The following is a 21156-nucleotide window of genomic DNA, read 5'->3' on the forward strand; positions in this document are numbered from 1 at the left end:
ATGCCTCTCCTGGTGTCCATTGAGCAGGAATATCTTCTGCCAACCTGCCGGATACATCTCATCCGCCGTGTTCGACAACCAGTTCGACAGCAAATGGCTCCTTTGCAAGCCGCTTTTCCGCAGCGCGTAAAAGTCCGAACAGGTTGATGACGGTGGCAGGGCTCCCCATCAACTGCCGTGTGTCGCTTCCTGCGACACACGGTGCAAGCTATCGGAAAAAGACACGCATGAAGAAGATAGGGTTCCTCTCGTTCGGGCATTGGTCGCCCTCCGCCCAGTCGGCCACCCGCTCGGCGAGCGACGTGCTGCTGCAGTCGATCGACCTTGCCGTCGCGGCCGAGGAACTGGGCGCAGACGGCGCCTACTTTCGCGTCCACCACTTCGCGCAGCAACTCGCATCGCCTTTCCCGTTGCTCGCCGCCATTGGCGCTCGCACCCGCCGGATCGAGATCGGCACAGGCGTCATCGACATGCGTTACGAAAATCCGTTCTACATGGCCGAGGACGCTGGCGCGGCCGACCTGATCGGCGGTGGCCGGCTCCAGCTCGGCATCAGCCGCGGCTCGCCCGAGCAGGTGGTCGAGGGCTGGCGCCACTTCGGCATCGCGCCCGCCGAGGGCGAGAGCGATGCCGACATGGGCCGCCGCCACACCGAGGCCTTCCTCCAATTGCTCAAGGGCGAGGGCTTTGCGCAGCCGAGCCCCAATCCGATGTTCCCCAACCCGCCGGGACTGCTGCGCCTCGAACCCCATTCGCCGGGCCTGCGCGAACGTATCTGGTGGGGGTCGGCGTCCAATGCCACCGCCGTCTGGGCCGCCAGGATGGGCATGCACCTGCAAAGCTCGACCCTGAAGGCGGACGAAACCGGCGAGCCGTTCCACGTCCAGCAGGCGCGCCAGATCCGCCTCTACCGCGAGGCGTGGAAAGAGGCGGGCCATGTGCGTGAACCCCGCGTTTCCGTGTCCCGCTCGATCTTCCCGATCATGGACGAGCGGGACCGCAACTATTTCGGGCGCGGCGAGAGCAGCGATCAGGTTGGCGTGATCGACAACATGCGCGCCGTATTCGGCCGTTCCTACGCGGCCGAACCCGCCGCACTGATCGAGCAGCTGCGCGCCGACGAAGCGATCGCCGAAGCGGACACGCTTCTGCTCACCGTACCGAACCAGCTTGGCGTTGCGTACAATTCCCACGTCATCGAAAGCATCCTCAAGCATGTCGCGCCCGGCCTGGGATGGCGTTAGGAGCGTCGATGGATCGGGCTGGCGGGGCCAGGACCGGGGATTGGGGGCAAGCGCGGTATCCAAGCCGCCTCTTGATCTGTATGGGCGGATGCGCGCGCCCGTCCTATGGTCGGCCGCGCCTATTCCTCGCCTTGGGGAGCCGGTCATGAAAGGCCCCTGCTGAAGCCTATGGAAGCACCGCTGCCGCCTCTTGCCCCTCTGCCGCCTGCTGCCGACATCACTCTCGCGGATCTGGGCTGGACACCGTTCTTCGAGCGGCAGGTGACCGCCGAAGAGGAGCGGGCGTGCCGCCCCGTGCGTGTGATGGCGGTTCACCGAGGGATGGTCGCGGTGGCTGGAGAGGGACTGGAAAGCCTGATCTCGTCGCGTTTGCCCAACCCCCGCGGCGGCCCCGATGCGCGCGCCGAGGAAGACCGCCCGACCGTGGGCGACTGGCTGCTGATCGAGCGCGACAGCCTGGAAGCGGTGCGCATCCTCGACCGCGTAAACCTGTTCAAGCGGCCCGCTCCGGGCGACGACCGGCGGGTCCAGCTGATCGCCGCGAACGTCGACACGCTGTTTATCGTCACTTCGTGCAACCAGGATTTCAGCGTCCCGCGCCTCGAGCGCTACCTCGTGCTGGCGCGCGAAGTGGGCGTCACGCCGGTCATCGTGCTCACCAAGATCGACCTGACCGACAGCCTGGACGTGTTCCGCGAAACCGCGCAGGCGCTTCAGCCCGGCCTCGAAGTGGAACTGGTGAACGCGCGTGACCTGGCCAGCGTCGCCAAGCTCGCGGCCCGCTGCGGCCGGGGCGAGACCGTTGCCCTGCTGGGGTCGTCCGGCGTCGGCAAGTCCACGCTGGTCAATACGCTGCGCGGCTCGGACAGCATCGCCACGCAGGCGGTGCGCGAGAACGACGGCAAGGGGCGGCACACGACCACCGTACGCGAAATGCACCGTCTCGACGGCGGGGGCTGGCTGATGGACACGCCCGGCATGCGCGAGTTCAAGATTTCGGATGCGAATACCGGATTGGCCGAAGTGTTCGACGACATCGTCGCATTGACGCTGCAATGCCGGTTCACCAACTGCACCCACGAGGCCGAACCCGGCTGCGCCGTCCGCCCCGCGATCGCGCGCGGCGACCTCGAAACCGCCCGCCTCGAGCGCTGGCGCAAGCTCACGGCGGAAGATATCATCAACACCGGCACCTTGGCAGAGCGCCGCACCCGCGCCCGCAAGTCCGGCAAGAGGAAATGACCCATGGCTGATCTCTATCTCAAGGCGCTTGAATCGGAGCGCAAGAGCCTCTGGGCCGCGTGCCGGCTCAAGGGTCTCGCGAAGGGCACGCCCGAACGGCTGAGGATCGTGGAGCTGGACAGGCTGCTCGCCGAGCACAAGGCCAAGAAGGCGGGTTGACCGTAGCGCGCTCGCCCGACTGTTCGCTGGACGAACGATCTGCAGAATCCTGGCCCGGATGCGCCGGCCTGCGTGCATGGACCGTGCATGGGCCAATTGGCCCCATCTCCCGGGAAGCCCGCGCATGATGCAAGCAGACAGGCGCCAGGTCATGAGGGGCGCCGGCGCCCTCCTTGTCGCGGCACTGTTGCCGTTGCCTGCACGGGTCCGCGCGGCGGTAGCGGTTGACGGGGCATTCGAACCGAACGCTTTCGTGCGCATCGGCGCGGACGGCCTGGTGACGGTAGTCATCAAGGCGGTGGAGTTCGGCCAGGGCGCAGCGACCGGGCTGGCCACGCTGGTGGCCGAGGAACTCGATGCGGACTGGGACAATGTCCGCTTCGAATTCGCCCCGAACGACAACACCCGCTACGCCAACCAGCGCATGGGAACGATGGCGGTCGGCGGGTCGACCACGATGGCGAGCGCCTGGATGCAGATGCGCAAGGCCGGCGCGACCGCGCGCCTGCTGCTCGTCACCGCCGCCGCGCGGCGCTGGGGCGTGCCGGTGTCCGCCGTCACCACCGAGCGCGGAATGCTGCGTGCCGGCCGCCATGAGGCGGGTTACGGCGACTTCGCAGCGGCGGCGGCGCTGCTGCCGGTACCCGCGGAAGTGGCGCTGAAAACGCCCGCGCAGTTCCGGCTGATCGGCAAGGTCGCCCCTCGCCCGGATTCGGCGCCCAAGTCCGACGGTTCGGCGATCTTCGCGATGGATGTGCGCCATGACGGGCTCGTCCACGCGGTCATGGCGCACCCGCCCGCATTCGGCGGCAAGCCTGCGCGCTTCGACGCTGCCGCAGCGCTGGCGGTTCCCGGCGTGCGCAAGGTCGCGCAGGCGGGCAGCGGCGTCGCGGTCTATGCGGACAGCATGGCGGCGGCACTCAAAGGCCGCCGCGCGCTCGACGTAACCTGGGACATGGCCGGCGCAGACACCCGGACCTCGGAACAGCTCGAGGCGGAAGCCATGCGCCTTGCCGCGCTGCCGGGCCACGCCGTCGTCGAGACCGCGCCCTTTCCGTCCGATCTGCCGCCCGGCGCGCGGGTCGTCGAAGCCAGCTTCGTGCTCCCCTACCTTGCCCACGCGCCGATGGAGACGCTCAACGCCACGATGCAGGTTACGGGCGACCGGCTGGACGTCTGGGCCGGCAGCCAGTTCCAGGTGCTCGAACCCGCCGCGATGGCGGAGGAACTGGGCATCGCCGAGGACAAGGTGCTGCTCCACCAGTGCTACGCCGGGGGCAGCTTCGGACGCCGCGCGACGCCGGGCCGCGAGTTCGGGCACGAGGCGGGCAAGGTCTGCGCCGCCTGGGGCGGGCCCGAGCCGCTCAAGTTCGTCTGGACCCGCGAGGACGACCTGAGCGGTGGCTTCTACCGGCCGATGATGGTCCACAAGGTGCGTGCGACGATCGGCGCAGACGGAATTATCCTGGGCTGGGATCACCGCATGGCTGGCCAGTCCATCGTCGCCGGCACCCCCTTCGAGGCGGGCGCCAAAAAGCGTGGGTACGACCAGATGATGGTCGAAGGCGCGAACGAGACCGGCTATCGCATGGGCGCGCATCGTCTTGGTGTCAGCGAGATGGCGAGCCGTATCCCGGTCAACTGGTGGCGCTCTGTCGGCGCGAGCCACACCGGGTTCGTCATCGAGGCCATGCTGGACCGCCTGCTCGCCGGCGCGGGCATCGACCTCGTCGCCGGGCGCATCGCGCTGCTCGAGGACGAGCGCGCCCGCGTCGTCGTGCGCCGGGTGGCCGAGATCGCCGACTGGACATCCGCCCGCCCGGACGGCCGCGCTCTGGGCGTTGCCTACGTCAAGAGCTTCGGCACCCATGTCGCGCAGATCGCCGAGGTGTCACGCGGGGAAGACGGTCTGCCGCGCGTCCACAAGGTCTGGTGCGCGGTGGACTGCGGCCTGCCGATCAACCCCGACAATATCCGCGCGCAGGTGGAGGGCGGCATCGGTTTCGCGCTGGGCCACGCGCTCCATGCCGAGATCGTGCTGGGAGAGGGCGGCCGCGTCATGCAGCGCAATTTCAACGACTATCCCTCGCTGCGCATGGGTGAAATGCCGGAGGTGGAAGTGGCGATCATCACCAGCGAGGCGGACCCTACCGGCATCGGCGAACCGCCCGTGCCTCCGCTCGCCCCGGCCGTGGCGAGCGCATGGCGGGTGCTGACCGGCCAGGTGATCGAGCGCCTGCCCCTCGCCCGCGCCATCCGGGAAGCCAGCGCATGACCACCGCCTTCACGCTCAACGGCAAGCCCGTGACGGCCGACGCCGAGACCGACACTCCCTTGCTGTGGGTGCTGCGCGACGAACTGGGGCTGACAGGCACCAAGTACGGCTGCGGCATCGCCCAGTGCGGCGCCTGCACCGTGCATGTCGAGGGCGGCACCCGCCGCTCTTGCGTCACGCCGGTCGGCACGATCGCCGGCAAGGCGGTGACGACCATCGAGGGCGCCGCAGGTGCCCAGGGCGCTGCCGGACGGGTAGCCACCGCCCTGCAGCGGGCCTGGGTCGAACTCGACGTTCCGCAATGCGGGTTCTGCCAGTCGGGGCAGATCATGGCGGCGATCGTGCTCGTGAAGCAGGTCGCCGAACCGTCCGATGCCGACATCGACGCCGCCATGGCGGGCAACATCTGCCGCTGCGCGACGTACTTGCGCATCCGCAAGGCCATCAAGCTGGCGGCCTCGCGGCTGCGGGAGTCGAACTGATGCGTATCGCCCATGTCGTTCTTGGCTGCAGCCTCGTACTGGCCTCCGCGACGGTCGTCGCCAAGGTGGCGGATGGCGGGGCGGACACCTTGCGCGCACCCTCGGACTTCGCGGGCATTCGCGACGGGCGGAAGCGCTCGCTCGCGCTCTTCGCCGAGATGGGCAAGGTCATCCAGCACCCGCGCTGCATGAACTGCCATCCGCGCACCGACAGCCCGACGCAGGGTGACGCGATGAGCCTGCATACCCCGCCGGTGACGCGCGGCGCCGACGGCCACGGCGTCACCGCCATGCGCTGCCAGACCTGTCACGGCGACGCCAACGTCTCGTTCACCGGCGAGCGCGGCAGTATTCCCGGCGATCCGCACTGGCACCTCGCCCCGCGCGAGATGGCCTGGCAGGGCAGGACCCCGGGAGAGATCTGCCGCCAGATCAAGGACCCCGCCCGCAACGGCGGCAAGACCCTCGCCGCGCTCGTCGAGCACAACCGGGGCGACCACCTCGTCGGCTGGGCCTGGCACCCGGGCGAAGGACGCAAGCCCGCGCCGGGCACGCAGGCCCGCTTCGGCGACCTGACGCAGGCCTGGGTCGAGGCGGGTGCATACTGCCCGGATTGAGTAGGTCGCCCGGCGGCGCGTCACAAGGCGACACTGGTTTACACGGTTTACACGGTCCAGGGGGCAAACTGCCTTCGTGGGGCCGGAATGTGTCGCCTTGCGGCAGGAAAGTGTCGCCTTGAGCGCGGGAAGTGTCGCCTTGCGTGTCCACTTGTGCGCCGCAAGTGTCGCCTTGTGTGCGCCACGCAGGGCGGGAGCGCGTCGCGGCAAGACAGATCGGCAGGTAGGCGCAGGCAAGATCATCCGGCCAGATTACCGCGCGGGCGGAAGTGTAGGAAACCGGCTTGTGCAAAGGCATTCGGACACGCCGCAAGCGGACTGTCTGGAATCGCCCCATAGCGGACGTTACAGAGAAGTCGCGAACGAAAGCTAGCGACACGCTAAGCTTCAAACCTTTCCACATCACCAAGCACCCAAGTCTTGTCGAACAGTGCCTTCTCGGGACCGTAGAATCGGAACAGCGCTTCGAACCTGCCATCCGCCCGAGTAGGAACCCAGTTTCCGTCACGGCCATCTGGGGCCATGGGACCGAAGTAGATGTCCGTAGAGCCATCCCCGTTTGCCTGCAGACCTGGTGAGTTCGACGCCCGGCTCGCGCGGTCCACATCTCGGATCAGGGCATGGGTCGCAAAGTCGTACAACGTCACCGACCAGTATTGCCGCACGGGCACGTTGGCGGGAACTCGCAGGCGGTAGGTGGCCCTCCCGTCCAGAGGGGCCCCTTGGTCGTCGCGGCTCAGGAACAGGTAATACTGCCCTGCACCGGGATGCTTCACGCTGGTGTATGCAGCGTAATACAAGAAGGCCCGAGCATCGAGCGGGTAGATGTCGCGCGTCTCGTAGTTACCGCTCAGCGTGATGTGCAGGTCCTCGTCGTAAGGCAGGAACCAGTGCCTGTCCCGGTAGAAGGGCGGATAGCCTTCGTAGCCCTGGTCGAAGAAGGCCCGCGCTTCCTGCAGGGCCTCGATGAGCACCGCCCCGGTCGCCTCGTCGGGCGCGAATGGCTGGCCTTTGGCGATGCCGATCGAGCGCAGCATGTCGATCGCCATCCGGTCGCGCTCGATCCAGGGCTGGCTGTCGATCATCCTGGCCAGCGCCTCGAAAAACCGCAGGTCGTAAGGGATCGCGGCGTCGAACATTTCATCGGCGGCGTCTACCAAGGTCGTCTCGGGTGGTTCGGATGCCTCGCTGAGCGGATAGATCTTGATGCGCCTGCCGTATGCCACCGCCTCGGCAATGTCGGCCTCGCTCCCCCCGCCGGGGATCGAGCGGAGAAGCGCATAGCCCTGGAACACGTCAGCGGGAAACGCGATGTAGCCCTCCGGCACCGCGCCGTCGTAGCCGGGCGGCAGGATCAGGTACTTTCCACCAGCCCCCTTGTCGACGCCTGCCGGACCAACATCCTCGAACGCGGTCTACCAGCAGTCCATCAGTGTGCCGGTGATCGAGCCACCTTCTGCTGGCGGGATCTCGACAACGACGGGCCCTGCTTCGGCGGTATCCCAGAATGGCATGAAGTAGATCGAGTTAGGGTTAGGCGTGAGGGTCTGGTTCTTCCAGTCGAGCAATTGCGACCAGTAGACGATCTGGTTGATGCACCCACCGATCGCCTTGAATGCCTGCAACATGAGGTCGAAGTTGACGACCGGAATGCCCCAGATCGCGGCCTCTACCGCGCGGCGGTAGGTCGTTCGTGCCGCTAGATGCTCCGATGACGCCCCTGAGGAACGAAACGGGCCATTGAGGGCGTCGGGCATAGGCATCCTTTCACTGGAACGTCAGTAGAAGGTTGTATGCGGAAGAGGTGCTGGGGAACTGGGGCAGACCCCGACCTGGCGATAGGAAAGTCCTATGTCCGGTAACCACCCAAAATCGCAGATCAGCGACGTTCCGGACTCGCCACCATCGCGGAGATCCTCTCTCCCCCCCCTCTCCCACCCTCATTGCAGACAGCCGGACGCGCTGAAAAGGCCGCGGCCGTTCGATCGGCGGGGGCTTCTGTCGCGTGGGTCTCGGCGATCCCCCATTCCTGCGGAACGGGGAGGATCTTCGTCACTGGCGCAGCTTGTACACCACCAGCGCGTCCGACAGCTTCGTGCCCGCGAAGGCGTTGCCGCCCGCCGCAATGGCGATGTACTGGCGGCCGTCAACCTCGTAGCTGGCGGGAACCGACATGCCGGGCGCGGGCAGGTCGACGTTCCAGACCTGCCTGCCGGTGCGGATGTCGAAGGCGTGGAACTTGGAATCCAGCGTGGCGCCGACGAACACCAGCCCGCCCCTGGTCGAGGTCGGGCCGCCCACCGTGGGCGAACCCCAGTTGAGGAACGCCGGCACGGTCAGCCCGAAACGGTGCGACTGGCCGAGCGGCACCTGCCAGGCGATCTTCCCGCTGCTCATGTCGAGCGCGGTCAGCGTGCCCCAGGGCGGCGGCATGCAGGGGATGCCCAGCGGCGAGAGGAAGAACTCGCCGGTCGCGATGAGGTTCGAGTCCGGCAGCTCGCGGGTCATGAAGTCGCCGTTCTTGAAGCCCTTGGGCTTTTCGCGGATCGCCATGGTGGACGCGAGGTTGTCGGTCTTGACGACCAGCAGGTTAGTGACCGGATCGTAGGTCGCGCCGCCCCAGTTGGTGCCGCCCATCGAGCTGGGCACGGTAAGCGCGCCCTTGGCGTCCGGCGGGGTGAACGGGCCATCGTAGCGCAGCGTATCGAACTTGGCGCGGCACCAGGCGCGGTCGATGGGCGTGAGGCCGAACATCTCTTCGCGCGTCACGCTGGTTTTGGCGAAGGCCTGCGGCAGGACCGGCACCGGCTGCGTAGGCGATGCGTGCTCTCCGGGAACGTGCGAGGCGGGCACAGGCGTCTCGCGCACCGGGAAGACCGGCTTGCCGGTATCGCGGTCGAGCACGAAGACCAGGCCGCTCTTGGTCGGCTGGATGACCACGTCGCGCAGACGCCCGTCCTTGCGGATGGTGACGAGCATCGGGTTGGTCGGCAGGTCGTAGTCGAACAGGTCGTTGTGGACGGTCTGGTAGTGCCAGCGCACCTTGCCGGTCTTCACGTCGACCGCGACGACCGCGTCCGAATAGGGGATGTCGAAATTGCGCGTCGCCGAGTAATAGTCGGGCGACGGGCTGGTGGTGGCAAGGAACACGAGGCCGCGCTTCGGATCGCCGGAGAGCAGCGACCAGATGTTGGCGGCGCCGGTATCATGCTCGTGGCCCTTGGGGATCGGGTCGAATTCCCAGAGCATCTGGCCGGTGCGGGCATCGAAGCCGCGGGTGATGCCGTCGGCCGCGTCGCGCAGGTTGTCGCGCGCGCCGGTGGCGGCGATGACCACGCCGTTGATGACGATCGGGGGCGAACTGGCCGGGACCGGGCCCTCGCCCTGCGGGTCGAAATCGGTGTGCGAGACGTAGCCGGGGTGGCCCTTGCCCGCGCCGAAGTCCTCGCACGGACGCCCCGTCGCGGCATCGAGAGCGACGATCGCGCGGTCGCCCGAGGAGCGATAGATGCGGTTCGCGCACACGGCGCCCGCCTTCGCCTCGGGATCGTGCCAGTAGGCGACGCCGCGGCAGTGCTTGGGTGCCATCTCGCCCTTGAACAGCGCGGGTCTGCCGCCCGAAGCCTTGAACGGATCGAAGGCCCAGCGCTGCTGGCCGTCGGTGGCGTCGACCGCGATCACCCGGTCGAACGGGGTGCAGTAGTAGAGCGTGCGCCCGACCACGAGCGGGATGAACTCCATGCGCGTGCCGGAATAGGTATCGCCGTCCTTGAAGTCGCCCGAATGGTGGGTGAAGGCGACCTCCAGCCTGCCGACGTTGGCGGGCGTGATCTGGTCGAGCGCGGACCACTGGCTGCCACCCGGATCGCCGCCGGTGCCCGACCAGTCGCCGCTGCGTCCGGTGCTGCGCTCGATCACGGCACCCTCGCCCGAAAGCGGCCGTGCCGCATCGCCGAAACGCGGCTGCGGAACCGGCACGGTGGCCAGTGTCCAGACGGCGAACGCGAGGAGCGCGCCGAGCAGCGTGTAAAGGATGGGATGCCTACGCAAGCTTCTCTGAAACTTCACAATTCGCCTCTATCGCAAGAGCTGGCGGAGCACCTGCACACGGAGTCGTAACCGACCCGTCGCCATGCTGCACTACGTCATATTGCCCGGTTTCCAGCGCCTGCGTGGCCCGGCAGGCGGAATGATCGGCTAACGATCAAGTTTGCAAACCGACCCCGCGATTTCGCCGAATCGCCGCAGCATTGGGCCTCCAATCCAAGAACATTTCAGGGGGTTTCCATGAGACTGAGGACTCTTCTCAAGCTGACTGCGTGCGCCGGCGCCATGCTGTCGGTGCCGGCTTTCGCCGACGAAGCACAGGACGCGCCGCAGGCGTCGTCCTCCGGCCCGGGTGACATCGTCGTCACCGCGCAGCGCCGCGAACAGAACCTGCAGGACGTGCCCGTCGCGATCACCGCGTTCTCGGGCGACGACGTCGAGCGCCTCGGCATGGACGACGTCTTCGACATCGCCAACTTCGTGCCCTCCACCCACATCACCCAGTCCTCGTTCAAGGCGACCGCGACCTACTTCATCCGCGGCATCGGCACCCTCGACATCACCACGACCAACGATCCGCCGGTCACCATCTACGAGAACGACCTGATCATCGCCCGCTCGAACGCCAACAACATCGGCCTGTTCGACGTCGAGCGCATCGAGGTCCTGCGCGGTCCCCAAGGCACACTGTTCGGCCGCAACACCAGCGGCGGCGCGGTCAACATCATCCTCAAGAAGCCCACCGCCGACTTCGGCGGCTACCTCGAGGGCTCCTATGGCAGCTACGACAAGGTCCGCGTCAAGGCGTCGGTCAACGCGCCGATCAGCGACAAGGTGCTGACCAAGACCAGCGGTTTCTGGGTCAACGACCCCGGCTTCATCAAGAACGACGCCACCGGCGAGACCGTGGGCGGCGAGAAGAACTGGGGCATCCGCGAGGACGTGCGCCTGCTGCCGACCGACTCCCTGACCTGGGACCTGTCGGCCAGCTATTCGCGCAGCGACGGCCTGGGCTTCCCGCTCTCGCCCACCGGCGAGCCGGCGAAGGACCGTTACAGCCCGCCGCCCGCGAACTACTACCACACCAGCGTCGGCGTGAAGGTCGGCGACTGCGGATCGGACCCGATGGCCGCCTGGGCCGCCGGCGAGGGCGGTGCCTGCTCGGTCGCCAAGTCGCTGGGCCTCGGCTCGATCATGAACTTCGAGACCGATGCCGGCAATCTCGAGCTGCTCTACGGCTTCCGCCAGTACTGGGCGACCTACAGCTTCCCGGTCGGCACCGTCGCCAACAATCCCTACGGAGGCAGCAACCTGTTCTCGGACGGCTACGGCTATTCGCATAGCGGCGAGCTCAAGTGGGCGGCCTCGGCGCTCGACGGCAAGGTCGAATACGTCGCGGGGCTCTACTACCTGAACCTCGTGGACGAGAACCGCCTGTCCAATGCCACTGCGACCGGATCGACGATCCGCTACACGCAGGACATCAAGATCCACACGACGACCAATTCCTACGCGGCCTATGCCCAGGCGGACATCAAGCCCGTCGACGGCATCACCGTGACGGTGGGCGGCCGCTTCACCCACGACGTCAAGGAACTCGCCTACATCCCGCAGACCGAGGTCAACGCGCCGACCATCTCCACCGCCGACGTCATCGCGCGCGGCCAGCCCGTCAAGCTGACCTCGAACCGCTTCACCCCGCGCGTCGCCGTGCAGTACGACTTCTCGCGCGACGTCAACGTGTTCGTTTCGGCCACCAACGGCTTCAAGGCCGGCGGCTGGAACGCGCGCGTGAGCAACCCGAACCTGGTCATCGCGGTCGATCCCGAGAAGGTGTGGTCCTACGAGGCGGGCCTGCGCTCGCAGTTCCTCGACGGGCGCGCCAAGGTCAACCTGACCGGCTTCTACCAGAAGCTGAAGGGCTACCAGAACACCGTGCAGGTGTTCCTCGACAGCACCAGCACCCTGACCACGCTGCTCCAGAACATCGCCGACGTGCGCACCATGGGCATCGAGTTCGACACCAGCTTCGAGGTGACCGACGGCCTCCTGCTCAACGCGACCGGCAGCTATCTCGACGCCAAGTACCTGAAGACCTACGTGTTCCCGAATATCCCGGCTTCGGCGCAGCTCACGGACTCGGAAATCCCGACCCAGGCACCCAAGTTCCAGGTCACCGCGGGCCCGACCTACGTGATGGACATGGGCAAGGACAGCACGCTGACCTTCTCGGGTCTGTGGCGCCACATGTCGCCCTACCAGATCGCGATCCTCAACCCGGTGCGCACCAAGACCCAGGACATGATGGACGCCAGCGTCCGTTACGACACGGGGGCGTGGTACGGCAGCCTCGCCTGCACCAACTGCACCAACCAGCACGCCTACATGCTGGCCCTGGCCAGCCGCGTCTACCCGATGGACCCGCGCCGCGTGACGGCGACCGTCGGCCTGCGGTTCTGAGCTGAGCGTCGGCTCGTCCGGATAAGGTCGAGCCGACAACAATGACACGCTGAAAATGACGATACGCTCAACCCAAACCTCGGCGTCCCCGCCTTCGTGCAGGCGACGGGGTGAGGTAGTCGGTGTTTAAAGAACGTACGAAGAAGGAGTCTTCCATGCTGGCCCGTCTCGCGACCTTTGCCGGGGGACTCCTCCTTTGCGCCGCCCCGACCCTCGCCGCACCCGAAGCGACCCCCGCCTTCGCCGTCTGCACCAGCGCCGCATGCCGCGCGCCCACCAGCCTAGACCGCGCGCACGTCGCGCTCGGCAAGGACGCGGTGGCCTATCCCGGCCTGACCTACGCGGCTTTGCGCGGCTATCGCCCGCTGACCCTGGACCTTTACCTTCCCGCCAAGCCCAAGGGCCCGCTCCCCGTCATCGTGCTCATTCACGGCGGCGGCTGGATCTACGGCAATCCGCGCGCCGAGGCCGGTTTCGCCGACCTTCCCAAGCTGCTGGGCGAAATCGCCGCGCAGGGCTTCGCGGTCGCCTCGGTCGAATACCGCTTCGCCAGCGAGGCCCCCTTCCCCGCCGCGCTAAAGGATGTGAAAGCCTCGATCCGCTGGCTGCGGGCCCATTCCGACGAGTTCGGCCTCGACCCCGACCGCTTCGTCACCTGGGGCGGCTCGGCCGGCGGCCAGCTTTCGGCCATCGCCGCGACGACCTGCGGCGTCGACAAGTTCGAGCCCGACACCGGCGAGGGCTACGGCGCCGTCCTCGGCGGTCCGCCCGCCTCGATCTCCGACTGCGTGCAGGGTGCGGTGGCGTGGTACGGTGCCTTCGATTTCACGCAGCCGATCGGCGGACCTTTCCCCATCGAGCAGCACCCCTACTTCGCCTGCAGGCCCGAGGGCTGCACCCGCGAGGAGCTGGAGAACCCCTCCGCCGCGCATTACCTCGACGCGAAGGACCCACCGATGCTGCTGGTCCACGGCGACGCCGACGCCTCCGCTCCCCCGGCGCAGAGCCGCCATTTCCTGGAGCTGCTGAAAGCCAAGGGCATCGAAGCCGAACTGGTCATGGTGCCCGGCGCCGACCATGGCTTCCGCGCCGCCACCGACGCGGCGACGCGCAAGGCACACCGGCAGGCGCTGGCGGCCTCGTTGGCCTTCACCCGCAAGGTCACCGCGCGATGAGGAAGACCCTGTTCGCCGCCGCGCTCGTCCTTGTCTGCGCCGTGGGTGCGATGGCGGCGGACGACGGCCGCTTCTGGCTGCGCTGGGCGGGCCGCGTGCCGGCGATGACCGGACTCGCCCCCGCCGCCGGGGCCAACGCGATTCCCGACGATCGCGCCACGATCGCCGGGCCGGGCGCGGGCGACCTGCCCACCTGCTCGCCGACCCCCGCCCTTGCCGGCGCCGACCTTGCGGCAACACGCTACCTCGCGGCGCGCAAGACCGACGCCTTCCTCGTATGGCACGATGGCTGCCTCGTGTCCGAGCACTACGTCACCGGCGATGCCGCCTCCCCGCGCGCCGCCGGGGCCATGGCCAAGTCGCTGGAGGCGCTGGCGGTCGGCCGCGCGATCCGCGAAGGCGTGATCCCGGGCCTCGACGCGCCGGTGGCCGCGACGCTGCCCGAATGGCGCGGGGATGCGCGCGCGAAGATCCGCTGGCGCGACCTGCTCTCGATGCATGCGGGGCTGCAGTGGTACCGCCAGCAGGCCTCGCCGTTGAGCGACTTCCAGCGCATCATCATCGGCAGCGATTACGCCCCGCGCGCGCTGGCGCTCCGATCCATCGCCGCGCCGGGGACCACGTTCGACTACTCGGCCTGGACTTACGACGTGCTCGGCCTCGCCCTCGCCCGCGCGGGCAAGGCGCCCTACGAGACGCTGGCGACCCGCTGGCTGTCGCAGCCGCTCGGCCTCCATCCAATGAAAATCTACGTCGACCGCCCCGGCGGCAACGTCCACGCCAACTGCTGCCTGTGGAGCCGCGCCGACGACTGGGTCCGCCTCGGCGCCCTGCTGGTCGCGGAATCGCGCCAACCCCGCCTGCTCCCGCCGGGCTTCGTCGAGGAGATGCGCAAAGGCGGGGCCGACCAGCCCAACTACGGCCTCGGCGTCTGGCTCGGCAGCCCCTACAAGGCCGAGCGCCGCATTGCTTCCCCAAGCAACCCCTACCCGACCCCGGTGAAGTCCGTGATCAAGCAGTCCGAGCCCTTCCTCGCCGACGACGTGATGACCTTCGAAGGCGTCGGCCAGACCAAGACCTGGGTAATCCCCTCGCGCGGGCTGGTGATCGTCCGCTTCGGCACCGCGCCCAAGGACTGGGACGACGCCGTGGTCCCCAACCTCTATCTCAAGGCGCTGGGCTCTTGAGGCGCTGGCTCCTTGCCCTCCTCCCCCTCCTCGCCGGCTGCGCGGGGACGCTGGACGAAGCGCAGCTGCTGGAGCAGCGCCGTGCCTGGTGGGCCGCGCCCGACCATGCACTCAAGGTCGATGGCCTGCGCCCCCTCGAACGCATCCACGGCGCGCCGGGCGAGCCCATGCCCGTCGCCACCGGCCGGGCCGACGCCCTGCTCGCCGCCGCGCAAGGTGCCATCGGCAACCACAGGACCGCCGCCCTGCTCATCTGGCACGGCGGCGCGCTGCAGCTTGAGCATTACCACGAAGGCTTCGGCCCGGACATGCTCTCCGCCCCCGCCTCGATGCCCAAGCCGGTCTTGGCACTGGCGGTCGGCGCGGCGGTGGACCGGGGCCTCATCGAACTCGACGCCCCGGTCTCGCGCTGGATCACCGAGTGGCGCGGCGATCCACGCGGCGCGATCACCCTGCGCCAGGCGATGCAGATGCGCTCGGGCTTGGTGAAGTACGGCGCGGCGACCGCCAGGGGCAGCGACGGCGAGGCGCAGATGCTCGGCACCCGCCTCGAGGCGCTGGTGCTGAAAACCCCGCTGGCGCGCGAGCCCGGCAGTCGCTTCGACTACAACAACACCGACAATGCCCTGGCCATGCTGGTCCTTCAGCGCGCGACCGGCGAGCGTTACGCCCAATGGCTGTCGCGCACCGTCTGGAGGCCGATGGGCGCGGGCGACGCCTTCTCCTGGCTCGACCACCCGCACGGCATGGCGCGCACGTTCTGCTGCCTGCTCGCCCGCCCGCGCGACTGGGTGCGCGTCGGCCGGCTCATCAAGGACGGCGGCGCGGCAGGCGGACGGCAGGTCATCTCGAAGGCCTGGATCTCGGCGATGACCGCGCCCTCGCCCACCAATCCCAACTACGGGCTGCAGATCTGGCGCGGCTCGCCTTACGCGCCGACCCGCAGCTACGGCAGCGGCGCAGCCCCGCCTCTGCCGATCGGCGCGCCCTTCGCGGCGGATGACATGCTGATCTTCGACGGCGCCGTCGGCCAGCGCGTCTACGTCTCGGCCTCGCGCGATCTCGTCATCGTGCGGATCGGCGACTTCGCGGCGGACTGGGTCGATTCCCGGCTCCCCAACGCGGTCCTGCGCGTTCTGGCCGAGACCGGCGGCTAATCGGACTGCGAACACATATGCATCGCCAGTCGCGGCCAAGCGGGGGCACGGCAAGGGAAGAGGCATGACGACGCAATCCTACGAGGCATGGATCGGGCGCACCCGCACCAGTCGCGACGTGCTGACGAGCGGCACCGCGGAGCGGCTGCTGGGCGCGATCGACTCCCGCCCGCTCGACCCCGCCGCCGGCGCGCTGCTGCTCGGCCACTGGCTGTGCTTCCGCCCCGAGATGATGCGCGAGCGCACCGGCCGCGACGGCCACCCGATGAAGGGCGACTTCCTGCCCCCGGTCGAGCTGCCGCGCCGCATGTGGGCGGGCAGCCGCATCGCATGGCAGCGCGCGATCCCGCTCGACGCGGCGCTGGTGCAGCGCTCGACCATCGAGGCGATCAGCGCCAAGTCCGGTCGCAGCGGCGACCTCGTCTTCGTCACCGTCCGCCACGAGGTGAGCGACGATGACGGCCTGGTCCTCACCGAGCACCAGGACATCGTATACCGCGAGGCGACGACCGGCGCCGCGCCTGCCAAGCCCGTGGAACCAGTGCTCCCGCTCGAATGGTCCCAACCCTTCTCCGCCGACCCGGTGCTGCTGTTCCGCTACTCCGCGCTGACCGGCAATTCGCACCGCATCCACTACGACCGCGCCTATGCCCAGGCCGGGGAAGGCTATCCCGCGCTCGTCGTCCACGGCCCGCTGACCGCGACGCTGCTGCTCGACCACCTCGTGACCCGCGCCAGCAAGGCCCCGAAATCCTTCGCGTTCCGCGGGGCGAGCCCGCTGTTCGACACCGACGCCATCACCCTCGGCGCCACCCCGCCCGACGGCGACGGCACCGCCCGGATGCAAGCCACCAACGGCCAGGGTGCGCTCTGCATGAGCGCCACCGCACAGTTCGCCTGATCAGACCCAAGGACACCCGATGCCCGCCGACCTTCCCGACGATCCGCACACCCCGATCCGCGACGCGATCCGCGCGCTCTGCGCCGATTTTCCCGACGAATACTTCCGCAAGATCGACGAGGAGCGCGGCTATCCCGACGCCTTCGTCGATGCGCTGGCGAACAACGGCTGGCTCGCCGCGCTGATCCCCGAGGAGTTCGGCGGCTCGGGGCTCGGCCTCGCGGAAGCCTCGGTCATCATGGAGGAGATCAACCGCTGCGGCGGCAATGCCGGGGCGTGCCACGGCCAGATGTACAACATGAACACGCTGCTGCGCCATGGATCGGCCGAGCAGAAGGCGCTGTACCTGCCGCGCATCGCCAGCGGTGAGCTGCGGCTGCAGTCGATGGCGGTGACCGAGCCGACCACCGGCACCGACACCACCCAGCTCAAGACCACCGCCGTCAGGAAGGACGGCCGCTACGTCGTCAACGGGCAGAAGGTGTGGATCAGCCGGGTGCTGCACACCGACCTGATGATCCTGCTCGCGCGCACCACCCCGCTCGACCAGGTCGCCAGGCGCAGCGAGGGGCTCTCGATCTTCCTCGTCGACGTGAAGCAGGCGATGCGCAGCGGCATGGAAGTGCGCCCCATTCCCAACATGGTCAACCACGAGACCAACGAGCTGTTCTTCACCGATCTCGAAATTCCCGAGGAAAACCGCATCGGCGAAGAAGGTAAGGGTTTCAAGTACATCCTCGACGGTCTTAATGCGGAACGTACGCTGATCGCAGCCGAATGCATCGGCGATGGCTACTGGTTCGTCGACCGCGCCGCGAAGTACGCAGGGGAGCGCGAGGTGTTCGGCCGCCCGATCGGCCGCAACCAGGGTGTGCAGTTCCCGATCAGCGAGGCCTATATCGAAGTGCGCGCCGCCGACCTCATGCGGTTTCGAGCTTGCGAGCTGTTCGATGCCCACCAGCCCTGCGGCGCCGAGGCCAACATGGCCAAGTACCTCGCCGCCAAGGCCAGCTGGGAAGCGGCGAACGCCTGCATGCAGACCTTCGGCGGCTTCGGCTTCGCCAACGAATACGACATCGAGCGCAAGTTCCGCGAGACCCGCCTCTACCAGGTCGCGCCGATCAGCACGAACCTGATCCTGTCGTACATGGGTGAACACGTACTGGGCATGCCGCGCTCGTTCTGAAGCTGGAAAATCCTCTCTGTCGCCCAGCGATGGGGAGGATCGGCGCCTCAGCCCAGATACCGCGTTTCCGACAGATCGAGTTCGCGCGTGAGCTTGCGCGCGGTCTCGCTGCTGATCCCGCGCGCCCGCACCAGTTGCGCCAGCGCCTTGCGTTCTGCCCTGACGCCCACGAGGCGGAATTCGCGGAGCAGCTTGTCGCCGGCGCGCGATTCGTCGGACTGGCGGCCGCTCAGTCCCTCCACCCGCTCCCGGTAGAGGTTCATTACCTGCCCGCCGGCCTCGGCGTAGATGTCCGCTTCCACCCGGTCGGCGGCGAGCGCGTGCTGGTGGCGCTCGATCGCCTGGATCGCGGCTTCGGCGGTGGCGACGCGGGCACCGGCTTCCTCGGCATGCCTGGGCGGTTCGGGCGGCATCGTCAGGCCCTTGAGCAGGACCGGCAGGCCGATGCTGGCCAGCACCAGCGAGACGACGATCACCCCCGCCGCGAGGAAGATCGCGAGGTCGCGCGCGGGAAACGGCGTGCCGTCGTTCAGTACCAGCGGCAGCGTGAGCACGCCCGCCAGCGTGATCGCCCCGCGCACTCCGGCGACGGAAGTGGCCGCGATCAGGCGCCAGTCGGGGCTCTGCATGCCGGCACCGCGCTTGGTGCTGCGCAGGATCGTCAGCTTGAGCGAGGCCCAGACCCAGGCGAAGCGCAAGGTGGCGAGCCCGGCGACGATGGCGAGCACGTAGACCGCCAGCCACCACGGCCCGGCATGCCCGGTCAGCGCCACCGTCTGCTTCGCGCCGGTGAGGATGCCGGGAAGCTGTTCGCCCAGCAGCACGAAGATGATGCCGTTGAGCGTGAACTGCACGGTGTCCCACACCGAATTGCGGCGCATGCGGGTGACCGCCAGTGCCTGCCGCGAAATCTCCGCATAGGTCATCGTCACGCCCGCGCTCACCGCCGCGAGGATGCCCGAGGCGTGCAGGTGTTCCGCCAGCAGGTACGAGCCGAAGGGGATCAGCAAACTGACGAGGATCTGCGAGCCGGTGTCCTCTCCCCAGCGCTTGGTGACCCAGGCCTTGGCGCGGGTGACGGCGAGCGTGACCGCCACGCCGATCGCCAGCCCGCCCAGCGCGACCCAGGCGAAGTTCAGCGCCGCTTCCCCGGCGGAGAACGTGCCCGTCAGCGCGGCGGCGACGGCGAAGCGCAGGCACACCAGGCCCGACGCGTCGTTGAGCAGCGATTCGCCTTCGAGGATGTGCATCATGCGCTTGGGGATCGGCACGCGCGCGGCGATGGCCGAAACCGCGATCGGGTCGGTGGGCGAGACCACGGCGGCCAGTGCGAAGGCGACCGCCAGCGGCATGGCCGGGATCATCCAGTGGATGAAGAAGCCCATCCCCACCACCGTGATGAGGACCAGCCCCAGCGCCAGTTCCACCACCGTGGAGGCATCCTTGAGCAGTTCGTCCTTGGGGATGCGCCAGCCATCGAGGAACAGCAGCGGCGGCAGGAACAGGAACAGGAACAGTTCGGGATCGAGTTCGACCCGGTGCGAGGTGGACAGGCCGATCACCGCACCCAGAACGATCTGGACCAGCGGCGTAGGTATCGAGAACGGCAGCATCCTGGCAACGGCTCCGCTGACGACGACGGCCAGCAGGAGGAAAAGAACGATCGAGACTGTTTCCAAAACGTCACTCCATGGGTGGAACCACCGGACCCTAGGGGACGGGCGGCGACCGGCGCAACCCCTGCAACAGCGCTTTTGGAGCTAATTCGGGCCGCGATCTGGGCTTTGGCGGGATCGTCTAGCCGATAAGCCGTCGTCACCGCGCAGGCGGCGACGAGAAGTGGTGTCTTCAATTCAGGCTGGACATCCGCCTTCAGGCCGCGCGCTGCCTTGCCGCATGGCTGCGTTCGTAGAGGGCGAAGAGTTCGGCGAAATGCTCGGTGCTGGTGCGCGCCGGGCATGGGCGGTGCGGCGGGCCGGACAGCACCGCCAGGATCGCGCGCGCGGCGGCGGCGGGGTCGCGGGCGGCATAAGTGGTGCCTGCCCCGCCCGAGGCATGGTCGGCCGCGCCGCCCTCGTCCGGCACGATGACGTGAATGCCGCTGGCGCGCGCTTCGGCGGCGGCCATGCAGAAGGTCTCGGCCTCGCTGCCGTGGATCAGCGCGTCGGCACTGGCGAGCACGCGGGCGAAAGTGTCGCCATTGCGCTCGGGCGTGAACAGGCGGACGTGCGGGTTGCCGGCGATGTGCTTGACGACGACGCGGCGCTCGCGCCCCTCGCCGAAGATGACGAGGCCGATCGGGCGTTCCTGCGCGGCGGCATTCACCGCGTCGATCACCAGCGGCCAGCGCTTCTCGGCGGCGAGGCGCCCGACGCCTAGCAGGAGGCCGGCGCTTTCGGGCAGGTCGCAGTCGGCGAGGAGCTGGGCGCGCAAGCCCGAATCGCGGTTCTCGGGCGAGAAGCGGCCGGGCTGGACGCCCATCGGGATCGACACGGTGCGCGGCACGCCGCCCTCGGCCAGGCGTCGCGCAAGGTCGGGATTGGCGCAGACGACGTGGTCGAAGCGCGCGGCGTGGCGGCGCAGGTGGTCCCAGTAGACCGAGAACTGCCAGTCGATCGTGCGCTGCGAGAAGACGTTGCCGAACCAGCGGTAGGCATAGGCGGAAAGCGGGTCGGCGTGCATGATGAGGCTGCGCGGCGCACTGCCCCGCCAGTCGGCGACGAGACCCGCGCTGCGCCAGGGCGAAGTGGCCTCGACATAGTCGGGCGCCAGTGCGTCGAGCGTGTCGTGAAGCTGCGCGGCCGAGGCGAAGTGCCCGTACTTGCGGTCGAGCGGGAAGCGCGGGTTCTTCAGGGTGATGATCCGCGCGCCCGGTCCGCGCTCGATCACGGCGTCCTCCTCGCCGGGCGCGACGATGACGATCTCGTGGCCCAGCGCCGCGCCGATGCGCAGTTTCTGCTCGACATAGGTACGCACACCCCCGCCGCGGGGCGTGTAGAAGGCGCAGACATCGACGATCTTCAT

The 21156-nt window shown here is 68.3% G+C and carries 16 protein-coding genes and 1 pseudogene; 12 read left to right on the top strand and 5 right to left on the bottom strand.

The features are described 5' to 3' along the window. The first annotated feature begins 227 nt into the window (after positions 1-227). From AC07M9_RS16920 to AC07M9_RS16945, 6 genes are all read left to right on the top strand, one after another. Positions 228-1244: an LLM class flavin-dependent oxidoreductase gene (locus AC07M9_RS16920; RefSeq protein WP_494885283.1), complete on the top strand. Its 1017-nt coding sequence runs from the start codon at positions 228-230 to the stop codon at positions 1242-1244. A gap of 168 nt (positions 1245-1412) precedes the next feature. Then, a complete protein-coding gene (gene rsgA, locus AC07M9_RS16925) occupies positions 1413-2486 on the top strand; it encodes a ribosome small subunit-dependent GTPase A (RefSeq protein WP_494885284.1) in 1074 nt (357 codons plus the stop codon). A 3-nt stretch (positions 2487-2489) separates the two neighbouring features. Then, on the top strand, positions 2490-2645 hold the full coding sequence (locus tag AC07M9_RS16930) for a hypothetical protein (RefSeq protein WP_494885286.1): 156 nt from the start codon (positions 2490-2492) through the stop codon (positions 2643-2645). Positions 2646-2796: 151 nt separating this feature from the next. Further along, a complete protein-coding gene (locus AC07M9_RS16935) occupies positions 2797-4920 on the top strand; it encodes a xanthine dehydrogenase family protein molybdopterin-binding subunit (protein ID WP_494885288.1) in 2124 nt (707 codons plus the stop codon). Continuing rightward, positions 4917-5402 (top strand): (2Fe-2S)-binding protein, encoded by a 486-nt coding sequence (locus tag AC07M9_RS16940; protein ID WP_494885289.1) that lies wholly within the window; start codon positions 4917-4919, stop codon positions 5400-5402. Before AC07M9_RS16935 ends, AC07M9_RS16940 begins: the two co-directional genes overlap by 4 nt. Continuing rightward, positions 5402-6019, top strand: a complete 618-nt coding sequence (locus tag AC07M9_RS16945; protein ID WP_494885290.1) for an Isoquinoline 1-oxidoreductase subunit — start codon at positions 5402-5404, stop codon at positions 6017-6019. The genes AC07M9_RS16940 and AC07M9_RS16945 overlap by 1 nt, the downstream gene beginning before the upstream one ends. A gap of 380 nt (positions 6020-6399) precedes the next feature. Here AC07M9_RS16945 and AC07M9_RS16950 read toward each other — a convergent pair whose 3' ends face one another. The 3 genes and pseudogenes from AC07M9_RS16950 to AC07M9_RS16960 form a co-directional block, all read right to left on the bottom strand. Then, positions 6400-7158 (bottom strand): DUF1214 domain-containing protein, encoded by a 759-nt coding sequence (locus AC07M9_RS16950; protein ID WP_494885471.1) that lies wholly within the window; start codon positions 7156-7158, stop codon positions 6400-6402. A gap of 66 nt (positions 7159-7224) precedes the next feature. Next, positions 7225-7782: pseudogene (locus AC07M9_RS16955) on the bottom strand (DUF1254 domain-containing protein); the annotation flags it as partial. Between the two features lie 289 nt (positions 7783-8071). Further along, positions 8072-10069 (bottom strand): pyrroloquinoline quinone-dependent dehydrogenase, encoded by a 1998-nt coding sequence (locus AC07M9_RS16960; protein ID WP_494885292.1) that lies wholly within the window; start codon positions 10067-10069, stop codon positions 8072-8074. Positions 10070-10306: 237 nt separating this feature from the next. On the opposite strand from AC07M9_RS16960, the gene AC07M9_RS16965 reads away from it, so the two are divergent. The 6 genes from AC07M9_RS16965 to AC07M9_RS16990 all read left to right on the top strand — a co-directional run bounded on the left by AC07M9_RS16965 (position 10307) and on the right by AC07M9_RS16990 (position 18132). Beyond that, positions 10307-12526 carry a TonB-dependent receptor gene (locus tag AC07M9_RS16965; RefSeq protein WP_494885294.1) on the top strand — a complete coding sequence of 740 codons (2220 nt, stop codon included), beginning with the start codon at positions 10307-10309 and terminating at the stop codon, positions 12524-12526. Between the two features lie 155 nt (positions 12527-12681). After that, positions 12682-13701, top strand: a complete 1020-nt coding sequence (locus AC07M9_RS16970) for an alpha/beta hydrolase fold domain-containing protein (protein WP_494885295.1) — start codon at positions 12682-12684, stop codon at positions 13699-13701. After that, positions 13698-14888, top strand: a complete 1191-nt coding sequence (locus AC07M9_RS16975) for a serine hydrolase domain-containing protein (protein ID WP_494885296.1) — start codon at positions 13698-13700, stop codon at positions 14886-14888. The genes AC07M9_RS16970 and AC07M9_RS16975 overlap by 4 nt, the downstream gene beginning before the upstream one ends. Further along, positions 14885-16045, top strand: coding sequence for a serine hydrolase domain-containing protein (locus AC07M9_RS16980; protein WP_494885297.1), 1161 nt, complete (start codon positions 14885-14887; stop codon positions 16043-16045). Before AC07M9_RS16975 ends, AC07M9_RS16980 begins: the two co-directional genes overlap by 4 nt. Before the next feature lie 64 nt (positions 16046-16109). Then, positions 16110-16946, top strand: a complete 837-nt coding sequence (locus AC07M9_RS16985; protein WP_494885299.1) for an HTD2 family dehydratase — start codon at positions 16110-16112, stop codon at positions 16944-16946. Between the two features lie 19 nt (positions 16947-16965). Beyond that, positions 16966-18132 (top strand): acyl-CoA dehydrogenase family protein, encoded by a 1167-nt coding sequence (locus AC07M9_RS16990; protein WP_494885300.1) that lies wholly within the window; start codon positions 16966-16968, stop codon positions 18130-18132. A gap of 47 nt (positions 18133-18179) precedes the next feature. Here the strand turns inward: AC07M9_RS16990 and AC07M9_RS16995 are convergent, their stop codons facing one another. Both AC07M9_RS16995 and AC07M9_RS17000 read right to left on the bottom strand, forming a co-directional pair. Beyond that, positions 18180-19811 (bottom strand): Na+/H+ antiporter, encoded by a 1632-nt coding sequence (locus AC07M9_RS16995; protein ID WP_494885301.1) that lies wholly within the window; start codon positions 19809-19811, stop codon positions 18180-18182. Positions 19812-20004: 193 nt separating this feature from the next. Further along, positions 20005-21156, bottom strand: coding sequence for a glycosyltransferase (locus AC07M9_RS17000; RefSeq protein ID WP_494885302.1), 1152 nt, complete (start codon positions 21154-21156; stop codon positions 20005-20007).

Source organism: Novosphingobium sp. GW821-FHT09E05 (genome assembly GCF_059416165.1).

Coding starts and splice junctions, on each gene's coding strand:
- AC07M9_RS16920 (WP_494885283.1), top strand. CDS start 228: ATGAAGAAGATAGGGTTCCTCTCGTTCGGGCATTGGTCGCCCTCCGCC.
- rsgA (WP_494885284.1), top strand. CDS start 1,413: ATGGAAGCACCGCTGCCGCCTCTTGCCCCTCTGCCGCCTGCTGCCGAC.
- AC07M9_RS16930 (WP_494885286.1), top strand. CDS start 2,490: ATGGCTGATCTCTATCTCAAGGCGCTTGAATCGGAGCGCAAGAGCCTC.
- AC07M9_RS16935 (WP_494885288.1), top strand. CDS start 2,797: ATGAGGGGCGCCGGCGCCCTCCTTGTCGCGGCACTGTTGCCGTTGCCT.
- AC07M9_RS16940 (WP_494885289.1), top strand. CDS start 4,917: ATGACCACCGCCTTCACGCTCAACGGCAAGCCCGTGACGGCCGACGCC.
- AC07M9_RS16945 (WP_494885290.1), top strand. CDS start 5,402: ATGCGTATCGCCCATGTCGTTCTTGGCTGCAGCCTCGTACTGGCCTCC.
- AC07M9_RS16950 (WP_494885471.1), bottom strand. CDS start 7,158: ATGTTCGACGCCGCGATCCCTTACGACCTGCGGTTTTTCGAGGCGCTG.
- AC07M9_RS16965 (WP_494885294.1), top strand. CDS start 10,307: ATGAGACTGAGGACTCTTCTCAAGCTGACTGCGTGCGCCGGCGCCATG.
- AC07M9_RS16970 (WP_494885295.1), top strand. CDS start 12,682: ATGCTGGCCCGTCTCGCGACCTTTGCCGGGGGACTCCTCCTTTGCGCC.
- AC07M9_RS16975 (WP_494885296.1), top strand. CDS start 13,698: ATGAGGAAGACCCTGTTCGCCGCCGCGCTCGTCCTTGTCTGCGCCGTG.
- AC07M9_RS16985 (WP_494885299.1), top strand. CDS start 16,110: ATGACGACGCAATCCTACGAGGCATGGATCGGGCGCACCCGCACCAGT.
- AC07M9_RS16990 (WP_494885300.1), top strand. CDS start 16,966: ATGCCCGCCGACCTTCCCGACGATCCGCACACCCCGATCCGCGACGCG.
- AC07M9_RS17000 (WP_494885302.1), bottom strand. CDS start 21,156: ATGAAGATCGTCGATGTCTGCGCCTTCTACACGCCCCGCGGCGGGGGT.